Source organism: Nonomuraea sp. NPDC004186, assembly GCF_053603495.1.
On the sequence record NZ_JBSGFQ010000038.1, the window covers coordinates 24,308 to 46,778 of the forward strand.

Genomic DNA, 22,471 nt, shown 5'->3' on the forward strand with positions numbered 1-22,471 from the left:
CAAGGATCGCCATGAAGAACCGCATCCTGGCCCTGGCGGCCGTGTTCGCGGTGGCCGCGTGCGGCGCCGCCGAGGAGCCCAAGACGTCCGCGGGCCCCGCCAGGCTGACCGTCTGGATCATGGACGGCAGCGTCACGCAGGACCTGCTGAAGAAGTTCGAGACCGAGTACGAGGCGGCGCACAAGGGCGTGGACCTCGACATCCAGATCCAGGCGTGGGACGGCATCGGCGAGCGCGTCACCGCGGCCCTGGCCAGCACCGACGCCCCCGACGTGATCGAGGTGGGCAACACCCAGGTCGCCCAGTACTCGGCCAGCGGCGGTGTCACCGACCTGACCGGCAAGGTCGCCGAGCTCAAGGGCGAGGACTGGCTGCCGGGCCTGGCCCAGCCGGGCAAGGTCGACGGCAAGCAGTACGGGATCCCCTGGTACGCCGCCAACCGCGTGGTCGTCTACAACAAGGACCTGTTCGCCGGGGCCGGCATCAAGGAGCCGCCGAAAACGCGGGATGAATGGCTAAATATCACCGCAAAACTAAATAAAAACGGAAATCAGGGCATCTATCTGACCGGGCAGACCTGGTACGCCCTGGCCGGCTTCATCTGGGACGAGGGCGGCGACCTGGCCGTCCAGGAGGGCGGCAAGTGGAAGGGCGCCCTCGACACCCCGCAGGCCCTGGCCGGCATGGACTTCTACAAGCGCCTCCAGGCCCTCGGCAAGGGCCCCAAGGACGCCGACGAGGCCAACCCGCCCCAGCACGAGGTCTTCGCCCAGGGCAAGGTGGCCCAGATCATCGCCGTCCCCGGCATCGCCGCCCGCGTCCTGGAGGTGGACCCCAAGCTGAAGGACAAGATGGGCTTCTTCACCATCCCGGGCAAGACGGCCGACAGGCCCGGCACCGTCTTCACGGGCGGCTCCGACCTGATCGTCCCGGCCGCGTCCAAGCGCCAGGAGGCGGCGTACGAGCTGGTCAAAGCCCTGTCCGGGGAGCAGTTCCAGACCGAGCTGGCCAAGACGATGAGCTTCGTGCCCAACCGCACCTCGCTGGCCGGCGTGCTGGACGGCGACGAGGGCACCGCGGCCATGGCGAAGGGCGCCGCGGGCGGCCGCGCCACCCCGAACACCCCCAACTGGGCCGCCGTCGAGGCCACCTCCGTGATCAAGCAGTACATGACCGCCGTGCTCACCGGCGCCGACCCCGCGACGGAGGCGAAGAAGGTCTCGGAGTCCATCACCACGACCCTGAACAGCGGGTCCTGAATGCGCGGCACCAGGAGCCCGTGGCCCTACCTGCTCATCGCGCCCACGGTGGCGGGCGGGGCCTTCCTCCTGCTCTACCCGATGCTCAAGGCCGCGGTGATCTCCTTCCAGCACTTCCGCATGGGGGAGCTGATCAGGGGCGGCGCGGCCTTCGCCGGTCTGGACAACTACGCCGAGCTGCTGGCCGGCGAGGAGTTCTGGCGGGTGCTGTGGCGTACGCTGGGGTGGACCGCGATCAACGTGGTGCTGATCGTGGTCCTGTCCACCGGCGTGGCGCTGATGCTCGCCCGCCTGCGCCGCGGGCTGCGCCTGGCCCTGATGAGCGCCCTCGCCCTGGCCTGGGCCACCCCGATCATCGCCGCCACGACGGTGTTCCAGTGGCTGTTCCAGTCGGAGCTCGGCGTGGTGAACTGGCTGCTGGTCGCGCTCGGGTTCGACTCCTTCCGCGGCTACCCGTGGTTCGCCGACGGCACGGCCACGTTCGCCGTGCTCGTGGTCCTCGTCGTGTGGCAGTCGGTGCCGTTCGCCGCTCTCACCCTCTACGCCGGGCTGACCACCATCCCGGTGGAGCTGTACGAGTCCGCCCGGATCGACGGCGGCACCGGCCGGCAGGTCTTCTGGAAGGTCACCCTGCCGATGCTGCGGCAGCTGTTCGCCCTGGTCGCCTCGCTGGAGGTGATCTGGGTGGCCAAGTGTTTCCCGCAGATCTGGGTGCTCAGCCAGGGCGGCCCGGACGGCGCCACGACCACCCTTCCGGTGTACGCGTTCAAGATCGCCCGGGTGCTGCACCGGTACGACCTGGGCTCGGCGGTCGCCATGCTCACCGTCGTCATCCTCGCCGTCGCCCTGGTCAGCAACCTGCGAAGGATGGTCCGCCAGTGAAGAGGCTGACGCTCAACGCGGCCGCGGTCGTCGTGCTCGTGATGACGATCTTCCCGGTCTACTGGATGTTCCTGACCGCGTTCAAGCCGACCGGGGAGATCCAGGCGGCCACGCCGACGTTCTGGCCGGCGCACCCGACCCTGGAGCACTTCGTGACGGCGGTGAACGCGCCGGGGTTCTGGACCTACTGGCGCAACAGCTTCGTCGTCACCGTGGTCGCGGTGCTGGTCGCGCTGGTGACGGCGCTGCTGGCGGCGTTCGCGGTGGCCAGGATGCGCTGGCGGGGGAGAGGGGCGTTCGTGATCGCGGTGTTCGCGGCGCAGATGGCGCCGTGGGAGGCGCTGCTGGTGCCGGTGTTCATCATCGCCAGGGACACCGAGCTGCTGGACTCGCTGGCGATGCTGACCGGCGTCTACTTCATGATCACGTTGCCGTTCACGATCGTGACGCTGCGCGGATTCCTGGCCGCGATCCCGCCGGAGCTGGAGGAGGCGGCGCAGGTGGACGGGTGCGGCCGCCTGGCCGCCTTCCGGCGGGTGGTGTTCCCGCTGCTGGCGCCCGGGCTGATGGCGACGTCGCTGTTCGGGTTCATCACGGCGTGGAACGAGTTCGCGTTCGTGAACGTGCTGATCATCAAGGACCAGGACAAGCGCACGCTGCCGGTGTGGCTGTCGTCGTTCCGCGACGTCTTCGGCACGGACTGGGGCGCCACGATGGCCGCCGCCAGCCTGTTCGCGCTGCCCGCGCTGCTGCTCTTCCTGTTCCTGCAGCGCCGGGTGGGCACCGGGATGACGGCGGGGGCCGTCAAGGGCTGACGGCGGTGAACGCGGCGTGCAGGGCCTTCGCGTCCGCCTCCGGGAGCAGGTCCCGGGCCGCCAGCCAGGCCGCCGCGCCCGCCGCGTCCCCCGCGGTCGTGACGTTCTTGTCCGCCAGCAGCTTCACCACCGCCTGGCGTACCGGACCCTCGCTGGTCAGCACGCTTCCGGCGAGCACCACCGGACCGGACACGTGTACGCGTCCGAGCGTGGCGACCAGGCGCTCGGCGGCCTCCCGCGTGACCTGGAGCGCCGCCTCGTCGCCTGCCTCGGCCGCCTGGCTGACCAGCGAGGACAGCGCGGCTAGCCGCATGTGGTCGGCCTGCGCCAGCCGTACGATGCGATCGGCGACGGCACGCGGCGCGGCGGGTCGGTCGTCGCCGAGGAAGTGCTCGACCACGAGCTCGGCCAACGCGCCGGTGGGCGGAGCGCCGCGGTCGAGGGCGCCGACCACCTCCTTGACGGCCTGGCGGCCGATCCAGAAGCCCGACCCCTCATCACCCAGCAGCCAGCCCAGCCCGTCGGCGATGGCGTCGAGCCGGAAGTCCACGATCCTGGCCGCCACCGCCCCCGTGCCCGACAGCAGCAGCGAGCCGTCGGGCTCCGGCGAGCCCGCGGCGTAGGCGATCGGCGTGTCGCCCATGTAGCGCGGCCCCTCCGCGATGCCGTGCCCGGCCCAGACCTTCGCCAGCTCGGGCACCATCTCCGCCACGTGCCCCGCCACCCCGGTCAGCGACGCCACGACCCGCCGGCCGTCATGCGTCCCCAGCGCCTCACCGAGCGCGGCGGCCACGTTGGCCACCGCCTTGCCCAGCCCGTGAGCAGTGGGATTGCCCGCGCCGGCCCGGGCGTAGCCGACCCTGGTGCCGTCGAGCGCGTGGACGGCGACCCGCGTGGACGTGGCCCCGGCGTCGACACCGACCACTAGCGATTCAGTCACGGTCCGAGTCTGGGGGTTGACGCGGACCGGAAGCAAGAATAATTTTCGCCAGAAGACCGGGTATTCGGAAGGAATATTCGTGACTTCAGGAGCGCTTGGGCGCGTCGAAACAGAACTACCCGGTTTGCCGGAAGCTTTGCGCAGGGTCGGCGAGGTGATTCTCGGCGATCCTGCCGAGGCGGCGCGTTCGACCATCATCGCGCTCGCCGAGCGGGCCGGCAGCTCGCCGGCGACCGTGACGAGGTTCTGCCGGGCGTTCGGCTTCTCGGGGTACGCCGAGCTGCGCGTCGCGCTCGCCACCGAGACCGGCCGGGCCGCGCAGGCGGGGTGGGGGGCGGGCGTCGGCCACGAGATCGGCCCCGACGACCCGCTCGACTCGGCCATCGAGGTGATGGCCGCCGCCGACGCCAGGCTCATCCAGGACACCGCCGCGCAGCTCGACCTCGACATCGTCGCCAAGGTGGCCGACGCGATCGTGGCCGCGCCGCGCGTGCTCCTGGTCGGCGTCTCCACCAGCGGCAACGTCGCGGCTATGTTCGAGGGCCGGCTGCGCCGCATCGGCGTGCCCGGCTGGAGCGCCGGCGACGCGCACGTGGCCCTGTCGGAGGCGGCCCTGCTCAAGGACGGCGACGTGGCCATCGGCATCAGCCACCGGGGCCGCACCCGCGAGGTCATGGAGGCGCTGGCCGAGGCCGGCAGCCACGGCGCGCTGACGGTCGCGGTCACCTCCTTCGCCCGCTCGCCGCTGGCCGAGCTGGCGGACCTGGTGCTGACCACGGCCAGCAGGGAGACCACGTTCCGGCTCGGCGGGCTGGCCGCCGTCCATTCGCAGCTGTTCGTGCTGGACGCCGTGTACGTGGCGGTGGCCCAGAGCACCTACGAACGCACCAACGAGGCGTTCGAGCGCACGATCAGCGCCGTGGAGAGCCATCGGGTGGAGAGAGGCTGAATGACGTACGCAACCGAGGTCCTCGATCTGGCACGCCAGGTCACGGAGAGCCAGGCCGAGCCGGTACGGGAGGCGGCCGCGCTGATCGTGGCCTCGATCCGGGCGGGCGGCGTGGTCAACGCGTTCGGCTCGGGGCACTCCGAGGCCATCGCCATGGAGATCGCCGGACGGGCCGGCGGCCTCGTCCCCAGCAACCGCCTCTCGCCCAGGGACCTCGTCCTGTACGGAGGCCACGCGCCCGGCGTGCTGACCTCCGAGCTGGAGCGCGACCCGGCCATCGCGCACGAGATCTACGACCTGGCGCCGGTGGCGCCGCAGGACGTGTTCGTGCTGATCTCCAGCTCCGGCGTGAACGGCACGGTCGTCGAGCTGGCCACGCTCGTCAAGGAGCGCGGGCACCCGCTGATCGCGCTCACCTCGGTCAAGCACAGCACTCAGATGACCTCGCGCCACCCGTCGGGCCGCAAGCTGCTCGACCTGGCCGACGTCGTGCTGGACAACGGGGCGCCGTACGGCGACGCCATTCTCGAGCTGCCCGGCGGCGGCACGTACGGAGCCGTGTCCACGGTCACCTCCGCGCTGCTCGCGCAGATGGTGGTCACCCGGGCGGTGGACGAGCTCGTGGCCATGGGCGAGACGCCCCCGATCTACATGTCGGTCAACGTGACCGGCGGCGACGAGCACAACAAGGCGCTGGAGAGCCGCTACGCAGGCCGTATCCGACGCGGATCATAGACAAGTCAGGAGCAGTCATATGCCCAACACCCCCCATATCAGCCGACGTGAGCTCCTTCGCGGCGCCGCACTCGTACCCGTGGCGGGGGCGCTGGCCGCCTGCGCCACGCCGGCCGCCAAGCCCACCGCGTCGTCCTCGGCGGCGCCGGTCGCGACCAGCGCGGCCAACCCGTTCGGCATGGCGGACAACAAGCCGCTGGAGGTGTGGATCTTCGACGGCGGCTTCGGCCAGGACTACGCCAAGAACATCCACCAGCCGCTCTTCAAGAGCAAGCACCCGAACGTCGAGATCAAGCACAGCGCGACCAAGGAGATCACCAAGGTCCTCCAGCCGCGCTTCGCCGGTGGCAACCCGCCGGACGTGATCGACAACTCCGGCGCCAACGCCATGGACTTCGGCGCGCTCGCCCAGGACGGCCAGCTCCAGGACCTCACCCCGCTGCTCGACGCGCCCAGCTGGGACGACCCGAACACCAAGGTCCGCGACACCATCGACCAGGCCGTCATCGACCTCGGCACGTACGACGGCACCTTCAGCGTGCTCGGCTACGTGAACTACATCTTCGGCATCTGGTATTCGCAGAAGGCCTTCCGCGACAACGGCTGGGAGGCCCCGAAGACCTGGGACGAGTTCCTCAAGCTCTGCGAGACCATCAAGAAGTCCGGCAAGATGGCGCCCTTCACCTATGCCGGGAAGTTCCCGCAGTACCTGTACGAGCCGCTGCTCACCATGGCCGCCAAGATCGGCGGCGCCGAGGTGCTCGTCAACATCGACAACCTCGAGGACGGCGCCTGGAAGAGCGACGCCATGAAGACCTCGGCCACCGCCTGGGCGGAGATCGGCGCCAAGTACCTCATGGAGGGCACCGCCGGCCTCGACCACGTGCAGACCCAGACGGCCCAGAACAAGTACAAGGTCGCCATGCTCCCCTCCGGCTCCTGGCTGGAGAACGAGCAGAAGACGACCACCCCGGCCGACTTCGAGTACGGGATGTTCCCGATCCCCGACTTCGGCAGCTCGGACAAGCTGCCGTACGGCACCCTGCACAGCCAGCCGAGCGAGAACTTCATCGTGCCCTCCAAGTCCCCCAACCCGCAGGGCGGCATGGAGTACCTGCGGGCCATGCTGTCGAAGAAGGCGGCGGGCGACTTCAGCGAGATGGTCAAGACGGTCTCCGTGGTCAAGGGCGCGGGCGAGGGACGGCAGCTGTCGCCGGGCGCCGAGAGCGCGACCAAGGCGTTCGCCGCCGCGGGCACGAACGTCGTCTACTACCGCTGGCAGACCTGGTACGCCCAGCTCAAGGACGAGGCCATCGCCGCCACCGGCGAGCTGATGACCGGCGGGCTCAAGCCGGACGCCTACCTCGAGCGCCTGCAGAAGAAGGCCGACGAGATCAAGAACGACTCCTCGATCAAGAAGTACAAGCGCTGATGATGTTCAACAGGTATCGCCGCGGGCTGTTCATCACCTCGTTCCTGGCAGCCCCGGTGATCCTCTACCTGGTCTACGTGATCTCGCCGTACATCCAGGCGTTCTACATCGCGATGACCGACTGGCGCGGCGTGACGGCCACGCCCACGTTCATCGGCCTGGACAACTTCAAGCGGCTCTTCAGCGACGGCACGTTCTGGAAGGCCGTCACGCACAACGGCGCGCTGCTCGTGCTGCTGCCGCTGATCACGATCGTCATCGCCCTGTTCTTCGCCTTCCTCCTCAACGTGGGCGGCGCGCAGGGCACGTCGGGGATCCGCGGGTCGAAGTTCTACCGCGTGGTGTTCTTCTTCCCGCAGGTCCTGGCCGTCGCGGTGGTGGCGGTGCTGTTCCAGCAGGTGTTCCGGCCGGACGGCAGCGGCATGCTGAACGGCCCGCTGATGGGGCTCGGGGTCAAGCCGATCGGCTTCCTGTCCGATCCCGACGTGGCGTTCTGGTCGGTGCTGGGCGTCATGGTGTGGCAGGCGGTCGGCTTCTACGTGGTGCTCTTCTCCGCCGGCCTGGCCTCCATCCCCAGGGACATGTTCGAGGCCGCGCAGATCGACGGGGCCGGCCGGGTGAGCCTGTTCTTCCGCATCACGCTGCCGCTGCTCTGGGACACCGTCCAGGTGGCCTGGGTCTATCTGGGGATCGTGGCGCTGGACGTGTTCGCGATCGTCTGGGTGATGACCGACCAGCACGGCGGCCCCGACTGGTCGACCACGGTCATGGCCGCCGAGATCTACCGCAACGCGTTCCAGTACTTCCGCTTCGGCTACGCCTCGGCGCTGGGCGTGATCATGTTCCTCTTCACCGTCGGCTTCGCGATCCTCTCGCTGCGCCTCTCGCGGCGCGAACGAATCGAGTACTGATGACAACGATGATCTCGTGGACGGCGGCGACGTCCCGGAAGATCGCCCGCCAGGAGCGCAAGCGGCGGCTCGGCCCGCTCGGCGTGCTGACGCATGTCGCGCTGCTGGTCTGGGCGCTGCTGGTGATCGTGCCGATCCTGTGGACGTTCCTGGCCTCGGTCAAGAGCGAGGACGAGATCTTCGGTGACGCCTGGTCGCTGCCGGCCACGCTGCACTGGGACAACTTCGCCAGGGCCTGGGAACAGGCGCACATCGGGCAGTACATGCTCAACAGCGTCATCGTCGTGGCGTTCAGCACGTTCGGGACGATGCTCATCGGGTCGATGGCGGCGTACGTGCTGGCGCGTTATCCCTTTCGCGGCAACCGGGCGATCTACCTGCTCTTCGTCTCGGGTCTGGCCTTTCCCGTCTACCTGGCCCTGACCCCGCTCTTCTTCGTCGTCCAGAACATGGGCAACGTGCCGCTCATCGGCCCCTTCATCGGCCTGAACACGCACGCGGGCCTGGTCCTGGTCTACATCGCGTACTCGATGCCGTTCACGGTCTTCTTCCTGTCGGCGTTCTTCCGCACGCTGCCCACGGCGGTGGGGGAGGCGGCGATGGTGGACGGCGCGTCGCACACCCGCGTCTTCTTCCAGATCATGCTGCCGATGGCCAAGCCGGGCATCATCAGCATCACGATCTTCAACATCCTGGGCCAGTGGAACCAGTACCAGCTGCCCCTGGTGCTGCTGCAGGAGCGCGACAAGTGGGTCCTCCCCATGGGCATCGCCGACATCTCCACCGCCGCCGGATACGACCAGGACTGGTCGGCCCTCTTCGCCGCCCTGACCCTGGCGATCCTGCCGATGCTGGCGGTCTACACGGTCTTCCAACGTCAGATCCAGAGCGGCCTGACCTCTGGAGCCCTCAAGTAGCGGGGGCTTAGGCTGCGGGGTGTGACTGGCGAAATCCGCGCGCTGCTGGCCCGCCATCTCCCCGACTATCGGGTGCGCTCCATCGATCGGCTGGGCCAGGGCCTCGACAACACGGTGTACGAGGTCAACAACGAGTTACTGGTACGGCGTAACAAGGCGACGACCCCCGAGGAGAACCACCAGGAGGTCGCCCGCCTGGCGGCCGTCAGGGAGCTGTCCCCGCTACCGGTCCCCGAGGTGGTCTTCGCCGACGACGAGTCGGGGGCGATCGCGTACAGCAAGCTCCCGGGCGAGCCCCTCAACCGGCACCCCGCCGCCGACCCCCGGCTCCTGGCCCAGCCCCTGGCCGAGTTCCTCAGCGCACTGCACGGCGCCTCTCCTGACAGGATGCGCGACCTCGCGCCGCTGGACACCTACCCGGCGCTGACCCTCCTCCAGGACGCCGAGCTCGACTACCGCGACGTCGAGGCCCACGTCCCGGAGGAACAGCGCCACCTGGTGGAGCGCTTCCTCCGGGAACCGCCGCCGGACGAGACCGGCGAGCTCCGCTTCTGCCACAACGACCTGGGCACCGAGCACCTGCTGGCGGACGCGGCCACCAGCACGATCACCGGCGTCATCGACTGGACCGACGCCGCCCTCACCGACCCGGCCCACGACTTCGCCCTGATCTACCGCGACCTGGGGCCGGAGATCTTCGAGCTGACGGTGTCGCACTACGCCTTCGCCCTGGACGAGGCGGACCGCGCCCGGGTCCTCTTCTACGCGAGATGTGCACTCATCGAGGACCTGGCGTACGGCCTGAGCACGGGCCCCCACCACTACGCCGAAGCCGCCCTGACCCACCTGGCCTGGACCTTCGGCTAGGCCACCCACCCGTCGCCCGATTCCGGGGTGGGCCTGCTGGAGCCCGCCCCGAGCGGTCCTCGCTTCGCTCGGGCTGTTCGCCTTGGGGGCGCGCCTGGCGGCGCGCACGGTCTTCGCCTGGGGCGCTTCGCGCTCAGAGAGCTCAGGCGTCGCCCCCAGTCGGGCCTGGTCCCGACCCCTGGAGGCCTTCGCTCCGCGAAGACGTCCTTATCCAGGCGCAGGCTTCGCCCGCGCATGCCGGCACCCGCCTCCAGAAATCTTTGGGAGAGCAGCCCTGAGGCGCGGATACCGAAGAATGGCATCTCGCTGGGCGAGCGGAAGAGGGAAGGCCGATCACGACGGGATACGGCCGAGCATCGGGAGGAGACGAGCCGCCGACTCTTGGAGGAGCAGGCTCTGACCACGGCGTCACGTCTGTTCCTCGCCTTGCTCAAGCACGACCCCGCCGCGCGCACGCTGGTCGTCGCCATGCCCGAGGTCTTTCCCTGGGTTCGCCACCTCACGGTGGACGAACTGCGCGCCTTCACCCTCGAACTGGTCGAGGCTCTTTCCGACGCTGCTGAGCTGGAAGTCGACACCACGACGCAGGAGGTCATCGCCGGGTGGCGGGCAACAGCCCGCATCAAGGCGGATCCCGCACGCTACGCCGAGGCTCGCAAGGCCATCACGGGCGACTTCGGGCCGGTTGAGGTTTCGGCGTGAGCCCCGAGGCGCGGCGACCGAGTGGCGGTGCCGCCCACGGATGATGAAGGTGAGGTGGGGACGGCGGCTCGGATTCGGCTGGGTGGGGGACGTCGGTCTGCGTTGCTTGGGGCGTGACACCGGTTCGCGATGAGCCCTGAGTCGGCTCGTTCCACCGGCTGACCGGATCGCCAAGGCGGCGGAGACGGGGCGTTCCAGGGGAGGGTGTGCTCCGCCGCCGGTCAGGCGGTGTCAGTCGTCCCAGCGTTGGGCGTTCTGGTCGTTCAGGGAGCCCGGGGGCTGGGGGATGACGCAGAAGGGCAGTCCGGCGGGGTCCTCCATGACGCACCAATGATCGTTGACCAGCCTCAGCCGTCGAGCCCCGAGGGCCTCCAGGCGTGTGGTCTCCGCCTCCAGGTCGTCGGTGTGGATGTCGAGATGCACGCGTGCGGGGCCCGTCCCGAGTCGTTGTACGAGCAGGGCGAACACGTCACCAGGTAAGAAAGCGCCGTGGTATTCCGGGTATCGCTCGAACCGGGTCAGCGTCTGACCGGTCGCCTCCTGCCAGAACGTCATTTCCTTGTCGTGATCACCCTCCGGGACGTCGATCACGACCTTGTAGAGCCTGCTGTAGTGCGTCATGCCCCCATCCTCCTGGACGGGGGGCATCCTCAGGGCCGGGTTCCTGCCGAGCGGCGGCATGGGCAGGCCGGCGCATATGGCTGCGGGCTCGGCGAAGGGGCGATTCGTGCAGGGAGTTCGGACGTGCTCCCAGTCGGGCGGCACGGCCGGGCTCCTGGGCGTCAGTGGCCGAGGAGGGCGAGCACTCCGGCGCCCAGCGGGCCGAGCCACTGGGCGATGCGGCCCAGGGCGTCGATCAACGTGGTGCCGGCGTCGGCGAGCGCTCCGGCGCGCTCCAGCCCCGAGGTGAGCTCCTGGAGGTGCCGGCCGGCCTGCTCCCTGTCAGGCGTCTCTCCGCCCACCGCGTCCTCGACCGCGGACAGTTCGCGCTCCGCGCTCCGGCGTTCGGCCGCGGACAGCCTCAGCTCGTCCAGGGCGCTCCTGATGGCGTCCAGGTCGGCGTGGAGGCCCTGGCCGGCGAGCTGGTGTCCCGCGACGCCGTGGATGTCCCGACCGGCGGTCTGGTGATGTCCGCCCACGTACTGTGTGCCGCTCCCGGCGTTCACCGGCCCGCTGACGTTCCTGAAACGGAAGGTCTCCCCCATAACCGTCACCTCTCCCTAGGGCCGCGGCCCGCGCCGCCGCCGTCTGCGCTGCTCCGCGCGCTTGCGCGCGGCCTTGGACATGGACGAGCCGATCCCCGCGAGCACCCCACCGGCCACGAAAAGACCGAAACCCGCCGGTGCCTGGGGAATGCCGGGAATCAACTCCTGTGTCATCGGGTTCGAGAAATCGTTGGAGGTCATGGCGCCGAAGATGAGGGATGACCAAATAGCGAACCCGGCGAGCGCGATCATCGTGCCGAGGACCAAGAGCACGCGCCCGAACCCTTTTCCCTGGAAGACTTCGTCGAACGGCTCATAATCGGCGTTGACTTGAACGTCATAATTGTCGCCATAAATGTCCCGGCCGGCGTTCTGGTGGTGCCCGCCCACGTACTGGATGCCGCTTCCCGCGTTCACCGGCCCGCGGACGTCCCCGAACTCGTAACCTGCCGACGGACCCGTCCCGGCAGGCTGGACGAACCGCAGCTCCGCGTACCCCATCCGCAGCTGGTCCCCGTCACGGAGCACTTGACCACCGGCGATCTTGTGGCCGTTGAGCCAGGTGCCGTTTCGCGACCCGAGATCGTTGATGACCACGTGGTCGCCGTTCCGGTCGAGCGACGCGTGCCGCCGGCTGACCCCGTCGACCTCCAGCAGGATCCCCGAACCCCGCATACTTCCGATCTCGGTGTGCCCGCCGGGAATGTCGAACCTGATCCCGGCCATTCCCCTGCTGACGACGAGCAGCTGGGGGTGAGAACCCATGCGCACCTCCCCATGGCGCCGGCCCCCGAATGACGAACAGCACAATCAAAGCAAATAATAAAGCCGGATTCGGCAGGTTTTTATAAGAGCCGCCGAATCCCCGCAATAGGACGGCTCCGAAATGCGGCGCATCGGTGCGGGTCCCTCGGCCCGGGTGAGCCACTCTCCGGCGGGAAAACCGTTCGCGGCGGTGTGCGGGGGCGTGGTTTGCTGCCGGGCATGACGTCGGCATGGGTAGGTCAGCTCGTACGGTTGCGCGCTGTCGAGCCCGAGGACTGGGAGGCGTTCCACTCCTTCGACGAATACTCCGACGCGGTCAGGAGCGGAGAGCACCTCCACCCGCCGCAGTCGGCGGCGCGGGCCAGGAAGTGGGCCGCCGAGCTGGCCGAACGGACCCAGGGCCTGGACGACGTGCGCCTGGTGATCGCCACCCGGGACGGGAACACCCCGGTCGGCATGATGAACACGCACAGCGTCGACCGGGTGCACGGCACCTTCGCGTACGGGATCGGCATCGGGACGCCCCACCACCGCAAGGGGTACGCCGGTGAGGCCGTCGTCCTGCTCCTGAGGTACATGTTCTTCGAGCGCCGCTTCCAGAAGGCCGAGGCGGGGGTCTACGGCTCCAACGAGGCGTCGCTGGCGCTGCACCGGCGGCTGGGGTTCGTCGAGGAGGGCCGCCGGCGCAGGTGCCACTACGCCAACGGCCGTTACGACGACGAGGTCCTGTTCGGCATGACGATCGAGGAGTTCACCGAACGCCACGCCTCTTAGCGAGCGTCAAGGTCCGCACGGACCCGGCGGGTGGCCGTGACCACGTTCGCCAGCGACGCCTCGACCTGCTCGTACGTCCGGGTCTTCAGCCCGCAGTCCGGGTTGACCCAGACCCGCTCCACCGGCAGCGCCGCCAGCGTCCGGCGCAGCAGGTCCTCGACCTCCGAGGCCGCGGGCACCCGCGGTGAGTGGATGTCGTAGACGCCGGGCCCGAGCCCTCGCCCGAAGGTCCCGACCGTGGCCAGGATGCGCGCGCCCGAGCGGGCCGACTCGATGGTGGTCACGTCGGCGTCCAGGCCGTCGATGGCGGCCAGGATCTGGTCGGCGTCCGAGTAGCACAGGTGGGTGTGGATCTGCGTGCGGTCACCGGCCCCCGACGTGGCCCGGCGGTACGCGGCCACCGCCCACTCCAGGTAGTCGGCCTGCGCGGCCCGCCGGAGCGGGAGCAGCTCGCGAAGGGCGGGTTCGTCCACCTGGATGACCGAAACCCCGGCCGCCTCCAGGTCGCGAACCTCCTCCCGGACGGCGTCCGCCACCTGGAACACGACGTCGCGCAGCGGCAGGTCGTCGCGGACGAAGGACCAGGCCACGATGGTGACGGGTCCGGTCAGCATGCCCTTGACCGGCTTGTCCGTGAGCGACTGCGCGTACCTGGCCCACCGCACCGTGATCGGCGACGGGCGGCCGACGTCCCCGTGCAGGATCGGCGGCCGGGTGCAGCGGGAGCCGTACGACTGGACCCAGCCGTTCCTGGTGACGGCGAACCCGTCGAGGTGCTCGGCGAAGTACTGCACCATGTCGTTGCGCTCCGGCTCCCCGTGTACGAGGACGTCGAGCCCGAGGCGCTCCTGGACCCGGATGACGCGCTCGATCTCGGCCTCGACCTGCCGCTCGTAGTCGGCCTGCGAGAGCGTGCCCGAAGCGAGCGCGGCCCGGGCGGCGCGCAGCGAGCCGGTCTGCGGGAACGAGCCGATCGTGGTGATCGGCAGCGCGGGCAGCCGCAGGTGCTCGGCCTGCGCCGCCGCCCGCACCGCGTACGGGCTGCGCTCCTCCGGCACCACGGGCGCGGGCAGCGCCACGGAGGGCGCGGTGTGCGGCGCGTTCCGCAGCGGGGACCGCGCGAGCGCCACCACCTCCGCCACCTTCTGCTCGGCGAACGCCAGCCGCCCCTTCAGCGCGGGGTCCAGCTCCGGCTCGGCCTCCACGTCGTAGGGGACGTGCAGCAGCGAGCACGACGTGCTGACCACCACCTCCGAGGCGCGTACGGCGCCCAGGGCGGCCAGGGCGCGACCGGGCGAGGTGCGCCACACGTCGCGCCCGGACACCACGCCCGCCACCACGGTCTTGCCGGTCAGGTCGAGCGCGGGCACGGCGCCGCGGACGAGGTCGATCCCGATGGCCTCCACCGGGGTCTCGGCCAGGACCGGGAGGGCCTCTCCGAGGTCGCCGAAGTAGGAGGCCACGAAGAGCCCGGGCCGGGTGGTGAGGGAGCCGAGCCGCGAGTAGGCGGCGCGCACGGCGGCCAGCTCTTCGGCGGTCCGGTCGCCGACCAGCGCGGGCTCGTCGAGCTGGACCCACGAGACCCCCTCGGCGGCCAGCGCGGACAGCAGTTCCTCGTAGCAGGCCAGCACGTCGTCCAGCCGGTCCAGCGCCGAGCCCAGCAGCAGGAACGTCACCGGCCCCACCACCACGGGCCGCGTCTCGTACCCGAGCGCCCGCGCCTCGCGCACCTCGGAGAGCGGCTTGGCCGCGTCCAGCTTGAACACGGTGTCGGGGCCGATCTCCGGCACGATGTAGTGGTAGTTCGTGTCGAACCACTTCGTCATCCGCAGCGGCGCCAGCCCCTCGGTGCCCCTGGCCATCGCGAAGTAGGGGTCGCCGGCCTCGCGGTAGCGCGCGGGCACCGCGCCCAGCAGCACCGCCGTGTCCAGCACCTGGTCGTACAGCGAGAACGTGTTGGACGGCAGCCCTTCCAGCCCCAGCTCGGCGAGCCTGCGCCAGGTCCGCTCCCTGATCTCGGCCCCCACCCGCTCGAGGTCCGCCCGGCTGGACCGCCCGTCCCAGTACGACTCCAGAGCCCGCTTCAGCTCCCGCCGCGGCCCGATCCTCGGATATCCGAGCACCGTGGTCCTGGGGAATGTGGACATGTCTCTGGCTCCCTTGATCTCGTTCGGCTGATCGCAGGCATCCTGCCGAGCACTCGGGAGCTCGTGCATCATGGATTGGTGCTGCTTATGCTCAAGGAGATGCACTGCTTCGCCAGGGTCGCGGAGCGGCTCAGCTTCTCCAGGGCGGCCGCCGACCTGGGGATGTCCCAGCCCGCCATGAGCCAGGCCATCACCCGGCTTGAGCGCGCCGCCGGGGTCAGGCTCTTCGAGCGGACGGCCCGCGACGTGCGGCTCACGGCGGAGGGCAAGGCGCTGCTGCCGTACGCGGAGCGGGTGATCGAGGCGGTCTGCGTCTTCGAGGCCGAGTCGGCCCGGCTGGCCAGGCCGACCATTCATCTCGCTTATCCACCGCTCGTCGGGACGCTGGCGGCGCGGATCGTCAGGCGGCTGGCCGGTCGCACTCCGGCGATCGGCGTGGAGCTGCGGGCGGCGGGCCGGGGCGCGGCGGTGCGGGCGCTGGCGGACGGCGAGGTCTCGGCCGCGATCCTGGCCACCCCGGCGCCGGCGCAGTTCGTGACGGCGGCCAGGTTTCACGTCACGGTCGACCACCTGGCCGTGCCCGCGGGTCACCGGCTGGCCTCCAGGACCAAGGTGACCCCTGGCGAGCTGGGCGGGCAGGTGCTGCTCACGCCGGGCAGCCGCCCGTGGCCGGGGCTGCCGGGGCGTTCGCGCATGGCGGCCGACGACGACTTCGCGGCCGCGCTCGACCTCGTGGCCGCGGGCGCCGGGCTGCTGCCGATCCCGCAGCTCCTGGTCAGGACCATCAGGAGGGACGACGTGAGCTTCGTGCCGCTCGACGCCGGCGACCTGCGCATCACGTACGCGCTGGCCTGGTCGAAGGAGCGGGTGACGCCGGAGCTGATGGCTCTGGTGCAGGCCGTCCAGGACGCCCTGTGGACTAGGTGAGGGGGAGGTTCTTGAGCGCCTCGCGGCGGCTCAGGCCCGTGATGCCCTTGGCGTTGACGTAGCGGAGCACTTCGTCGGGGTTGGTCTTGGCGTATTCGCGTAACGCCCAGCCGATCGCCTTGCGTGCGAAGAAGTCGTTGTCCGACAGGCTCGGATCGATGCACGCGTACAGCAGGGCCGTGTCGGTGCGCTCCTTGAACCGGTTCTGGCTGAGGATCGCGGTGCGCCGCTTCCACAGGTCGCGGTCGTGCGCCCACTCCAGCATGAGCGGCCGCATGGAGTCGGGGTAGGTGGTCAGCAGCCCGCCGACGCGGTGAGTGGCGAGCTCGTCGACGAGGTCCCACCAGGCCCCGGTGACGATCATCTCCTCGTACATCGGCACCGTGTAGAGGGTCTGGTAGTCGCGGTAGAGGTGGTAGCCGGACAGCTCGACGGCGGCGTAGCGCTCCTCACGGTATTCGGCCTCGCGCCACAGCGCCAGCACGGCCCGCCGCCACTCCGGCGCGGTGTCCAGCCGGTGCTCGGCGAACACCCGCCGCAGCGCCGCCCGCCTGCGCACCGCCTGGACGCCGAGGAACGGCATCGTCGACTTCATGTACGTGCGCATCGCCTCGGCCTTGCCGGGCTCCGCCGCCCCCTGCAGTGCCAGCCGCACTGCCTTGCCGAGGCTCATCCCTTTTGCGTGGTGCGCTCGCCGGTGGCGAGGCCGTCGAAGAGCACGGTGATGTAGTGCTCGGCCAGCCCGGCCGTGTTGAGCCTGCCGCCGGGACGGAACCAGCGCACCGCGACCCAGATCGTGTCGCGGATCATGCGGTACGTCAGCTTCGGATCGACGTCGGTCCGGAACAGCCCGGCCGCCTGGCCCGCCTTGATCTGCGTCACCCAGATCTGCTCGACCTCGTCCTCGGCCTTGACCAGGTAGTTGAACCGCTCGAACTGCCGCAGGTAGTTCCAGTCGTTCTGCATGACGGTGATCGCGGCGCGGTGCGGTTCCAGCGTGCCGAACCCGATGCGGACCATCTCCGACAGCACCGTGCGGGCGTCTGCGCTCGTGTCGATCGCCGCGCGGTAGCGGGCGATGAGGTCGTCGAGGAAGGTGGAGAGCACCTCGTCGACGATCGTCTCCTTGGAGTCGAAGTGGTGGTAGAGACTTCCGGAGAGGATGCCTGCCTCGTCGGCTATCTCACGTACTGTCGTGGCCTGGAAGCCCTTGCGTGCGAAGAGCTCAGCGGCGAGCTTGACGAGGTGGTCGCGGCGCTCGGAGGCGGACCCCGAGCTCGCGCGCTGGCGCTTGGCCGGGGTGGTCGTGGTGCCGGAGTTCTTACGCGTGGTCACGACACCATTATGAGCCCTCGCACAATCGCTTGTTCACCTAACTGACGCAGCTCATGCGGCATTCCGTGCTCTACCAAGCGCTTGCTACGATGCGATGATGGTCAACGAGGCGTACATCGTCGGAGCCGTCCGTACCCCCGTCGCGCGCAGGAACGGCGGGCTGGCCGCGGCCCACCCCGCCGACCTCGGCGCGCACGTGCTCAGGGAGTTGATGCAGCGGGCGGACGCCGATCCGGCGGCCGTCGACGACGTGATCTTCGGCTGCGTGGACACGATCGGCCCGCAGGCCGGGGACGTCGCCCGCACCTGCTGGCTCGCGGCCGGGCTCCCCGAGGAGGTGCCCGGCGTCACGGTGGACCGCCAGTGCGGCTCGTCCCAGCAGGCGCTGCACTTCGCCGCCCAGGCTGTGCTGTCCGGCACGAGCGACCTGGTGGTGGCCGGCGGCGTGCAGAACATGAGCATGATCCCCATCTCGGCCGCGATGCTCGCGGGCCGTGCCTTCGGCCACGAGACGCCGTTCGGGGGGTCCAAGGGCTGGGCCGGGCGGTACGGCACGCAGGAGGTCTCCCAGTTCGCGGGGGCCGAGCAGATGGCCGCCACCTGGGACCTGTCGCGCGAGGAGATGGAGCGGTACGCGTACGAGTCGCACCGCCGGGCCCTGCACGCCGTCGACGCCGGGCACTTCGTGCGCGAGATCGCCCCCTACGAGGGCGTGACCACGGACGAGTGCCCGCGCCGGGACACCACGATCGAGCGGATGGCCGGGCTCAAGCCCCTGGTCGAGGGCGGCCGGCTCACCGCGGCCCTGGCGTCCCAGATCTCCGACGGCGCGGCCGCCCTGCTCGTCGCCTCACCCAGGGCCGTACGGGAGCACGGCCTGATCCCGCGCGCCCGCGTGCACCACCTGTCGGCCCGCGGCGCCGACCCGATCGTGATGCTCTCCGCCCCCATCCCGGCCACCGCCCGCGCCCTCGGCATGACGGGCCTGTCCATCGGCGACTTCGACGCGATCGAGATCAACGAGGCGTTCGCGCCGGTCGTCCTGGCCTGGATCAAGGAGACCGGCGCGGACCCCGCCAAGGTGAACCCGAACGGCGGCGCCATCGCGCTCGGCCACCCGCTCGGCGCGACCGGCGCCGTGCTGGCGGTGAAGCTGCTGCACGAGCTGGAGCGCACGGGCGGACGGTACGGTCTGCAGACCATGTGCGAAGGAGGAGGGCAGGCGAACGTCACCGTCATCGAGCGCCTGCCTTCCTGAAAGAAGGTGCTGACGTCAGAAAATGACTCTAGCAAATAGGAAACTTTCCTATTAGATTTCGGGTCATGCCCTTGAGCGGTGACCTGCTTCGCCTTGCCGACGCCGTCCTCTTTCCCGGTTTCACCGGGCACACGCCTCCCGACTGGCTGCGCCGCCGGCTCGGCCAGGGGCTGGCCGGCGTGGCGCTGTTCTCGCGCAACATCGCCGACCCGGCTCAGGTGGCCCGGCTGACCGCCGCGCTGCGCGCGGAGAACCCGTCGGTGCTCGTCGGCACCGACGAGGAGTCGGGGGAGGTCACGCGACTGGAGGTGGCCACGGGGAGCAGCCGCCCCGGAGGGTACGCGCTGGGCGTCGTGGACGACGTGGCCCTGACCGAGGCCCTGGCCAGAGACCTCGGCGGCGACCTGGCGGCGGCGGGCATCACGCTCGACTTCGCCCCCTCGGCCGACGTGAACTCCAACCCGGACAACCCGGTCATCGGCCTGCGGGCCTTCGGCGCGGACCCGGTCCTGGTCTCCCGGCACACCAGGGCGTTCGTCCGCGGCCTGCAGTCGGCGGGCGTGGCCGCGTGCGCCAAGCACTTCCCCGGGCACGGGGACACCTCGGTCGACTCGCATCACGGCGTGCCCGTGGTGGCCGACGGGATCGAGGACGCGCTGCTCCCTTTCCGGGAGGCGATCAAGGAGGGCGTCAAGGCCGTCATGACCGGCCACCTCCTCGTGCCCTCGTACGACGCCGAGCTGCCCGCCACGCTCAGCCCCAAGGTGCTCACCGGGCTGCTGCGGGAGGAGCTCGGGTTCGAAGGAATGATCATCACTGACGGCATCGAGATGGCCGCGGTGGCGGGGGCGTACGGGATCGGGGGCGCCTCCGCCCGTGCCATCGCCGCCGGGGCCGACGCGATCTGCGTCGGCGGCGAGCGGGCCGACGAGGCCACCGCGGCCGGCATCCGCGACGCGATCGCCACGGCGGTGACCCAGGGACTGCTGCCCGAGGAACGGCTGGCCGACGCCGCTCGTAGGGTCCGCGAGCTGGCCTCGTGGGCCGCCTCCTCGGGCAGCCAGGCGTCCCGCGACGGCTCCGTGAACAGCTCCGTGGACGGCTCCGTGGGCCTGGCCGCCGCGCGCCGGGCGGTCCGGATCACCCGCCGGTCCACCGCCCCCGTGCTGCCGCTGACCTCGCCCGCGTCCGTGGTGGAGCTGGCCCCCACGATGAACCTGGCCATCGACGGGAACACGCCGTGGGGCGTCGGGCAGCCGCTGGCCCGCCTGCTGCCGGGCACCGCGGTGACCCGGCTGGCGGTGGGGGACTCGACGGGTTCGGCGCTGGAGCGACTGCTCGGGGAGGCCGCCGGGCGGCCGCTGGTGATCGTGGTCCGGGACGTGCACCGGCACGCCTGGCAGGAGCAGGCGCTGCGGCACCTGCTCAGCGCCCGGCCCGACGCCGTGGTGGTGGAGATGGGGCTGCCCGAGCGCTCGGACCTGGGCGCCGTGCACATCGCCACGTACGGCTCGGCCCGGGTCTGCGGGCAGGCGGCGGCGGAGGTGCTCACCGGTAGGCTCTGATCCCGTGAACTTCGACGGCGAGGATCTTTCCCGCAAGGCGCTGGCCGATCGGCTTCCGGCGGACGAGACACATGTCTTCCGTGAGTGCGACCTGACGGAGACCGACCTGTGGGGCGCACCGCTGGCGGGGGCCAGGTTCGAGTCGTGCGTGCTGGACCAGACCGACTTCCGCAAGGCCGACCTCGACGGGGCCTCGTTCACGGGCGGGGGCGGGATGCGGACCCGCTTCAACGACGCCGACCTCATCGACGTGACGTTCACCGACGTGGACCTGTCCTCGGCGCAGTTCGGCGGCGCGCTCCTCACGGACGTCTCGTTCACGGGGTGCCGCATGATCGGCGCCGCGCTGACGGGCTCGCGCGGCACCGGCTTCAAGATCGCCCGCTCCAACCTGACCCTGGCCAACCTCGGCGGGTGCTCCCTGCGCGCGGAGGTCATCGAGGGAGTCCGCTTCGACGACGCCGACCTGTCGGGGTGCGACTTCACGGAGGCCACGTTCAGCGACTGCCGGTTCATCGGGTCGCGCCTGCTCCAGACCAAGTTCAACAAGGCCGATCTGCGCGGCGCGGACCTGGGCGAGCCGGACGACGCGAAGCTGCGGGCGTTCGCGGGCGCGATCATCAACCAGACCCAGGCCAACGCCATCCTGGCCGCCCGCGGCATCACCGTGCTCTAGCCTCGGGCGCCCCGCTCATCGCTCATTCGGCTGCCGATAGTCAGATCATCGATATATATTGATCATATGAAATCCATGCAGGAGCCCACGTTCCTGATCCTGACCGCGCTGGCGGCCGGGCCGCAGCACGGGTACGGCGTCATCACCGACGTGGAGCGCATCTCCGACGGACAGGTCCGCCTGCGCGCCGGCACCCTGTACGCCGCCTTCGACCGCCTCCAGGCGGAGGGCCTCATCGAGGCCGACCGGGAGGAGATCGTGGACGGGCGGGTACGCCGCTACTACCGGCTCACCGGCGACGGCGCGGCCAGGCTGGCGGCCGAGGCCGAGAGGCTGCGCAGGCACGCCCGGGCGGCCACCGCGCGCCTGCGCGCCGCAGGGGCGGGAGGCGTGGCATGAGCCCGTTGGAAGCCCGCTACCGCCGCCTCCTGGCCTGCTTCCCGCGCGATCACCGGGAGCGGCACGAGGAGGAGATGATCGGCGTGCTGCTGGCCGGAGCGCGGCCCGGCCAGACCCGCCCGCATCCCGCCGACGCGGCAGACCTGCTGTGGGGGGCGCTGCGCGTGCACGTCCGGCGGGCGTTCGGCGCGGTCTCGGCTCCCTCCTGGCGGGACGGGGTCGCGCTCGCCGCGGCGCTGTGGCCGTTGCTGATGCTGACGGCGGCGCTGGCGACGGCGCTGGTGGACGGCCTCCCAGCCCTGGAGACCGCATGGAATTACGGTGTCGCCGTCCTGACCGGACCCGCCGCGACCCGGCACCTGGCCCAGCCGGTCGCCATCGCGGCCGTGCTCGCACTGGCCGTGTTGTCCGGCCGCAAGTGGGTCGCCGCGCTCGGCGCGGTCATGCTCGTGGTGGGTATCGCGGACCCCTGGAGCGGGATGCTTCCGCGCCTCGACGTCCTGTCGGTGCCGAGCGGCCGGGTCCTTCTGGTGCACCTGGCGACGCCGAACGTCGGCCCGATCGTCGTGGCGCACGTGGCGGCGGTCGTCATCGCCTTCATGCCCGCGGCGCACCGCGCCCTCCTGGCCATCCCCCGGCGCACCTTGCTGCTCTGGGCGCCGCTCGCGCTGGCGGGGCTGACCGCCGGCAAGGCCATCGTGCGCTGGGTGGATGTGATCGCCCATCAGGACGTCGTGGTCTGGAAACCGGTGCCCTGGCTCGTCGTGGTCTCACTGGCCGCCGGGTACGCGTGCCGCTCCGCGGTGGGGCGACGGGCGGCGCTGGTGCTGTTCCTGCCCGCGGCCGCCCTCGGCGACCTCGGGGACCTGCTGTGGATACCCACCTCCACGGTCCTGGCCCAGCTCGGCTGCGCGGCCCTGGCCTTCGCCGCCGGCGCCACCCTGAGCCGCCGCCGCAGCAGTCTGGCCACCGGCGGCGTCACCGCGGTCTGAGCCCGGCCGCGCCCGCCGC

General features: G+C 70.6%; 24 protein-coding genes. 17 read left to right on the forward strand and 7 right to left on the reverse strand.

Annotated elements, in window-relative coordinates; all coding sequences use genetic code 11:
* Positions 1-11: 11 nt before the first annotated feature.
* Genes ACWEPL_RS28590 through ACWEPL_RS28600 form a run of 3 tightly spaced genes read left to right on the forward strand, consistent with a single transcriptional unit; the run spans position 12 to position 2,956 of the window.
* Entirely contained in the window at positions 12-1,259 is a 1,248-nt protein-coding gene (locus ACWEPL_RS28590) for an extracellular solute-binding protein (RefSeq protein WP_452437961.1), read from the forward strand.
* The gene (locus tag ACWEPL_RS28595) at positions 1,260-2,141 is read left to right on the forward strand and encodes a carbohydrate ABC transporter permease (RefSeq protein ID WP_363967799.1); all 882 of its coding nucleotides are present in this window, start codon (positions 1,260-1,262) and stop codon (positions 2,139-2,141) included.
* Entirely contained in the window at positions 2,138-2,956 is an 819-nt protein-coding gene (locus tag ACWEPL_RS28600) for a carbohydrate ABC transporter permease (protein ID WP_363967797.1), read from the forward strand. The genes ACWEPL_RS28595 and ACWEPL_RS28600 overlap by 4 nt, the downstream gene beginning before the upstream one ends.
* Here the strand turns inward: ACWEPL_RS28600 and ACWEPL_RS28605 are convergent.
* Positions 2,946-3,896: an N-acetylglucosamine kinase gene (locus ACWEPL_RS28605; RefSeq protein ID WP_452437962.1), complete on the reverse strand. Its 951-nt coding sequence runs from the start codon at positions 3,894-3,896 to the stop codon at positions 2,946-2,948. The two genes, ACWEPL_RS28600 and ACWEPL_RS28605, sit on opposite strands and share 11 nt — an antisense overlap.
* Positions 3,897-3,975: 79 nt before the next feature.
* Here ACWEPL_RS28605 and ACWEPL_RS28610 point away from each other — a divergent pair, with 79 nt between their 5' ends.
* The 7 genes from ACWEPL_RS28610 (at position 3,976) to ACWEPL_RS28640 (ending at position 10,409) form a co-directional block, all read left to right on the forward strand.
* Complete coding sequence (locus ACWEPL_RS28610) at positions 3,976-4,845, forward strand: MurR/RpiR family transcriptional regulator (RefSeq protein WP_363967793.1); 870 nt, start codon at positions 3,976-3,978, stop codon at positions 4,843-4,845.
* Positions 4,846-5,580: an SIS domain-containing protein gene (locus ACWEPL_RS28615; RefSeq protein ID WP_350724543.1), complete on the forward strand. Its 735-nt coding sequence runs from the start codon at positions 4,846-4,848 to the stop codon at positions 5,578-5,580.
* A 19-nt stretch (positions 5,581-5,599) separates the two neighbouring features.
* Entirely contained in the window at positions 5,600-7,012 is a 1,413-nt protein-coding gene (gene ngcE / locus ACWEPL_RS28620; RefSeq protein WP_363967791.1) for an N-acetylglucosamine/diacetylchitobiose ABC transporter substrate-binding protein, read from the forward strand.
* Positions 7,012-7,923: a carbohydrate ABC transporter permease gene (locus tag ACWEPL_RS28625; RefSeq protein ID WP_452437963.1), complete on the forward strand. Its 912-nt coding sequence runs from the start codon at positions 7,012-7,014 to the stop codon at positions 7,921-7,923. The genes ngcE and ACWEPL_RS28625 overlap by 1 nt, the downstream gene beginning before the upstream one ends.
* A complete protein-coding gene (locus ACWEPL_RS28630; protein WP_363967787.1) occupies positions 7,923-8,840 on the forward strand; it encodes a carbohydrate ABC transporter permease in 918 nt (305 codons plus the stop codon). Before ACWEPL_RS28625 ends, ACWEPL_RS28630 begins: the two co-directional genes overlap by 1 nt.
* Positions 8,841-8,861: 21 nt before the next feature.
* Positions 8,862-9,707, forward strand: coding sequence for a phosphotransferase family protein (locus ACWEPL_RS28635; RefSeq protein WP_452437964.1), 846 nt, complete (start codon positions 8,862-8,864; stop codon positions 9,705-9,707).
* 381 nt (positions 9,708-10,088) lie between these two features.
* Positions 10,089-10,409 carry a hypothetical protein gene (locus ACWEPL_RS28640; protein ID WP_452437965.1) on the forward strand — a complete coding sequence of 107 codons (321 nt, stop codon included), beginning with the start codon at positions 10,089-10,091 and terminating at the stop codon, positions 10,407-10,409.
* 231 nt (positions 10,410-10,640) lie between these two features.
* Here ACWEPL_RS28640 and ACWEPL_RS28645 read toward each other — a convergent pair whose 3' ends face one another.
* The 3 genes from ACWEPL_RS28645 to ACWEPL_RS28655 form a co-directional block, all read right to left on the reverse strand.
* Complete coding sequence (locus ACWEPL_RS28645) at positions 10,641-11,030, reverse strand: VOC family protein (RefSeq protein ID WP_452437966.1); 390 nt, start codon at positions 11,028-11,030, stop codon at positions 10,641-10,643.
* Positions 11,031-11,191: 161 nt separating this feature from the next.
* Positions 11,192-11,614, reverse strand: coding sequence for a hypothetical protein (locus tag ACWEPL_RS28650; protein ID WP_452437967.1), 423 nt, complete (start codon positions 11,612-11,614; stop codon positions 11,192-11,194).
* A 15-nt stretch (positions 11,615-11,629) separates the two neighbouring features.
* Entirely contained in the window at positions 11,630-12,340 is a 711-nt protein-coding gene (locus ACWEPL_RS28655) for an FHA domain-containing protein (protein ID WP_452437968.1), read from the reverse strand.
* Positions 12,341-12,598: 258 nt separating this feature from the next.
* Between ACWEPL_RS28655 and ACWEPL_RS28660 the strand changes: the two genes are divergently transcribed.
* Positions 12,599-13,153 carry a GNAT family N-acetyltransferase gene (locus ACWEPL_RS28660; RefSeq protein WP_452437969.1) on the forward strand — a complete coding sequence of 185 codons (555 nt, stop codon included), beginning with the start codon at positions 12,599-12,601 and terminating at the stop codon, positions 13,151-13,153.
* Here the strand turns inward: ACWEPL_RS28660 and metE are convergent.
* The gene (metE, locus tag ACWEPL_RS28665) at positions 13,150-15,300 is read right to left on the reverse strand and encodes a 5-methyltetrahydropteroyltriglutamate--homocysteine S-methyltransferase (protein ID WP_452437970.1); all 2,151 of its coding nucleotides are present in this window, start codon (positions 15,298-15,300) and stop codon (positions 13,150-13,152) included. The two genes, ACWEPL_RS28660 and metE, sit on opposite strands and share 4 nt — an antisense overlap.
* An 87-nt stretch (positions 15,301-15,387) precedes the next feature.
* On the opposite strand from metE, the gene ACWEPL_RS28670 reads away from it, so the two are divergent.
* A complete protein-coding gene (locus tag ACWEPL_RS28670; RefSeq protein WP_363967882.1) occupies positions 15,388-16,227 on the forward strand; it encodes a LysR family transcriptional regulator in 840 nt (279 codons plus the stop codon).
* Here the strand turns inward: ACWEPL_RS28670 and ACWEPL_RS28675 are convergent.
* Both ACWEPL_RS28675 and ACWEPL_RS28680 read right to left on the reverse strand, forming a co-directional pair.
* Complete coding sequence (locus ACWEPL_RS28675) at positions 16,220-16,900, reverse strand: DNA alkylation repair protein (protein WP_350724563.1); 681 nt, start codon at positions 16,898-16,900, stop codon at positions 16,220-16,222. The genes ACWEPL_RS28670 and ACWEPL_RS28675 overlap by 8 nt on opposite strands.
* Positions 16,897-17,562: a TetR/AcrR family transcriptional regulator gene (locus ACWEPL_RS28680; RefSeq protein WP_363967771.1), complete on the reverse strand. Its 666-nt coding sequence runs from the start codon at positions 17,560-17,562 to the stop codon at positions 16,897-16,899. Before ACWEPL_RS28680 ends, ACWEPL_RS28675 begins: the two co-directional genes overlap by 4 nt.
* A 94-nt stretch (positions 17,563-17,656) precedes the next feature.
* Between ACWEPL_RS28680 and ACWEPL_RS28685 the strand changes: the two genes are divergently transcribed.
* From ACWEPL_RS28685 to ACWEPL_RS28705, 5 genes are all read left to right on the forward strand, one after another.
* Positions 17,657-18,820: an acetyl-CoA C-acetyltransferase gene (locus ACWEPL_RS28685; protein WP_452437971.1), complete on the forward strand. Its 1,164-nt coding sequence runs from the start codon at positions 17,657-17,659 to the stop codon at positions 18,818-18,820.
* 65 nt (positions 18,821-18,885) lie between these two features.
* Positions 18,886-20,385 carry a glycoside hydrolase family 3 protein gene (locus ACWEPL_RS28690; protein ID WP_452437972.1) on the forward strand — a complete coding sequence of 500 codons (1,500 nt, stop codon included), beginning with the start codon at positions 18,886-18,888 and terminating at the stop codon, positions 20,383-20,385.
* 4 nt (positions 20,386-20,389) lie between these two features.
* Positions 20,390-21,061 (forward strand): pentapeptide repeat-containing protein, encoded by a 672-nt coding sequence (locus ACWEPL_RS28695; RefSeq protein ID WP_350724569.1) that lies wholly within the window; start codon positions 20,390-20,392, stop codon positions 21,059-21,061.
* 66 nt (positions 21,062-21,127) lie between these two features.
* Positions 21,128-21,460, forward strand: a complete 333-nt coding sequence (locus ACWEPL_RS28700) for a PadR family transcriptional regulator (protein ID WP_363967765.1) — start codon at positions 21,128-21,130, stop codon at positions 21,458-21,460.
* Complete coding sequence (locus ACWEPL_RS28705; RefSeq protein ID WP_452437973.1) at positions 21,457-22,452, forward strand: hypothetical protein; 996 nt, start codon at positions 21,457-21,459, stop codon at positions 22,450-22,452. Before ACWEPL_RS28700 ends, ACWEPL_RS28705 begins: the two co-directional genes overlap by 4 nt.
* The last annotated feature ends 19 nt before the right edge of the window (positions 22,453-22,471 follow it).

Bases quoted from the DNA above. Each gene is read 5' to 3' on its own strand.
- ACWEPL_RS28615 (WP_350724543.1), top strand. From the start codon at position 4,846: ATGACGTACGCAACCGAGGTCCTCGATCTGGCACGCCAGGTCACGGAG.
- ACWEPL_RS28675 (WP_350724563.1), bottom strand. From the start codon at position 16,900: ATGAGCCTCGGCAAGGCAGTGCGGCTGGCACTGCAGGGGGCGGCGGAG.
- ACWEPL_RS28590 (WP_452437961.1), top strand. From the start codon at position 12: ATGAAGAACCGCATCCTGGCCCTGGCGGCCGTGTTCGCGGTGGCCGCG.
- ngcE (WP_363967791.1), top strand. From the start codon at position 5,600: ATGCCCAACACCCCCCATATCAGCCGACGTGAGCTCCTTCGCGGCGCC.
- ACWEPL_RS28685 (WP_452437971.1), top strand. From the start codon at position 17,657: ATGATGGTCAACGAGGCGTACATCGTCGGAGCCGTCCGTACCCCCGTC.
- ACWEPL_RS28705 (WP_452437973.1), top strand. From the start codon at position 21,457: ATGAGCCCGTTGGAAGCCCGCTACCGCCGCCTCCTGGCCTGCTTCCCG.
- ACWEPL_RS28630 (WP_363967787.1), top strand. From the start codon at position 7,923: ATGACAACGATGATCTCGTGGACGGCGGCGACGTCCCGGAAGATCGCC.
- ACWEPL_RS28645 (WP_452437966.1), bottom strand. From the start codon at position 11,030: ATGACGCACTACAGCAGGCTCTACAAGGTCGTGATCGACGTCCCGGAG.
- ACWEPL_RS28625 (WP_452437963.1), top strand. From the start codon at position 7,012: ATGATGTTCAACAGGTATCGCCGCGGGCTGTTCATCACCTCGTTCCTG.
- ACWEPL_RS28670 (WP_363967882.1), top strand. From the start codon at position 15,388: ATGCTCAAGGAGATGCACTGCTTCGCCAGGGTCGCGGAGCGGCTCAGC.
- ACWEPL_RS28650 (WP_452437967.1), bottom strand. From the start codon at position 11,614: ATGGGGGAGACCTTCCGTTTCAGGAACGTCAGCGGGCCGGTGAACGCC.
- metE (WP_452437970.1), bottom strand. From the start codon at position 15,300: ATGTCCACATTCCCCAGGACCACGGTGCTCGGATATCCGAGGATCGGG.
- ACWEPL_RS28595 (WP_363967799.1), top strand. From the start codon at position 1,260: ATGCGCGGCACCAGGAGCCCGTGGCCCTACCTGCTCATCGCGCCCACG.
- ACWEPL_RS28700 (WP_363967765.1), top strand. From the start codon at position 21,128: ATGAAATCCATGCAGGAGCCCACGTTCCTGATCCTGACCGCGCTGGCG.
- ACWEPL_RS28690 (WP_452437972.1), top strand. From the start codon at position 18,886: ATGCCCTTGAGCGGTGACCTGCTTCGCCTTGCCGACGCCGTCCTCTTT.
- ACWEPL_RS28655 (WP_452437968.1), bottom strand. From the start codon at position 12,340: ATGGCCGGGATCAGGTTCGACATTCCCGGCGGGCACACCGAGATCGGA.
- ACWEPL_RS28660 (WP_452437969.1), top strand. From the start codon at position 12,599: ATGACGTCGGCATGGGTAGGTCAGCTCGTACGGTTGCGCGCTGTCGAG.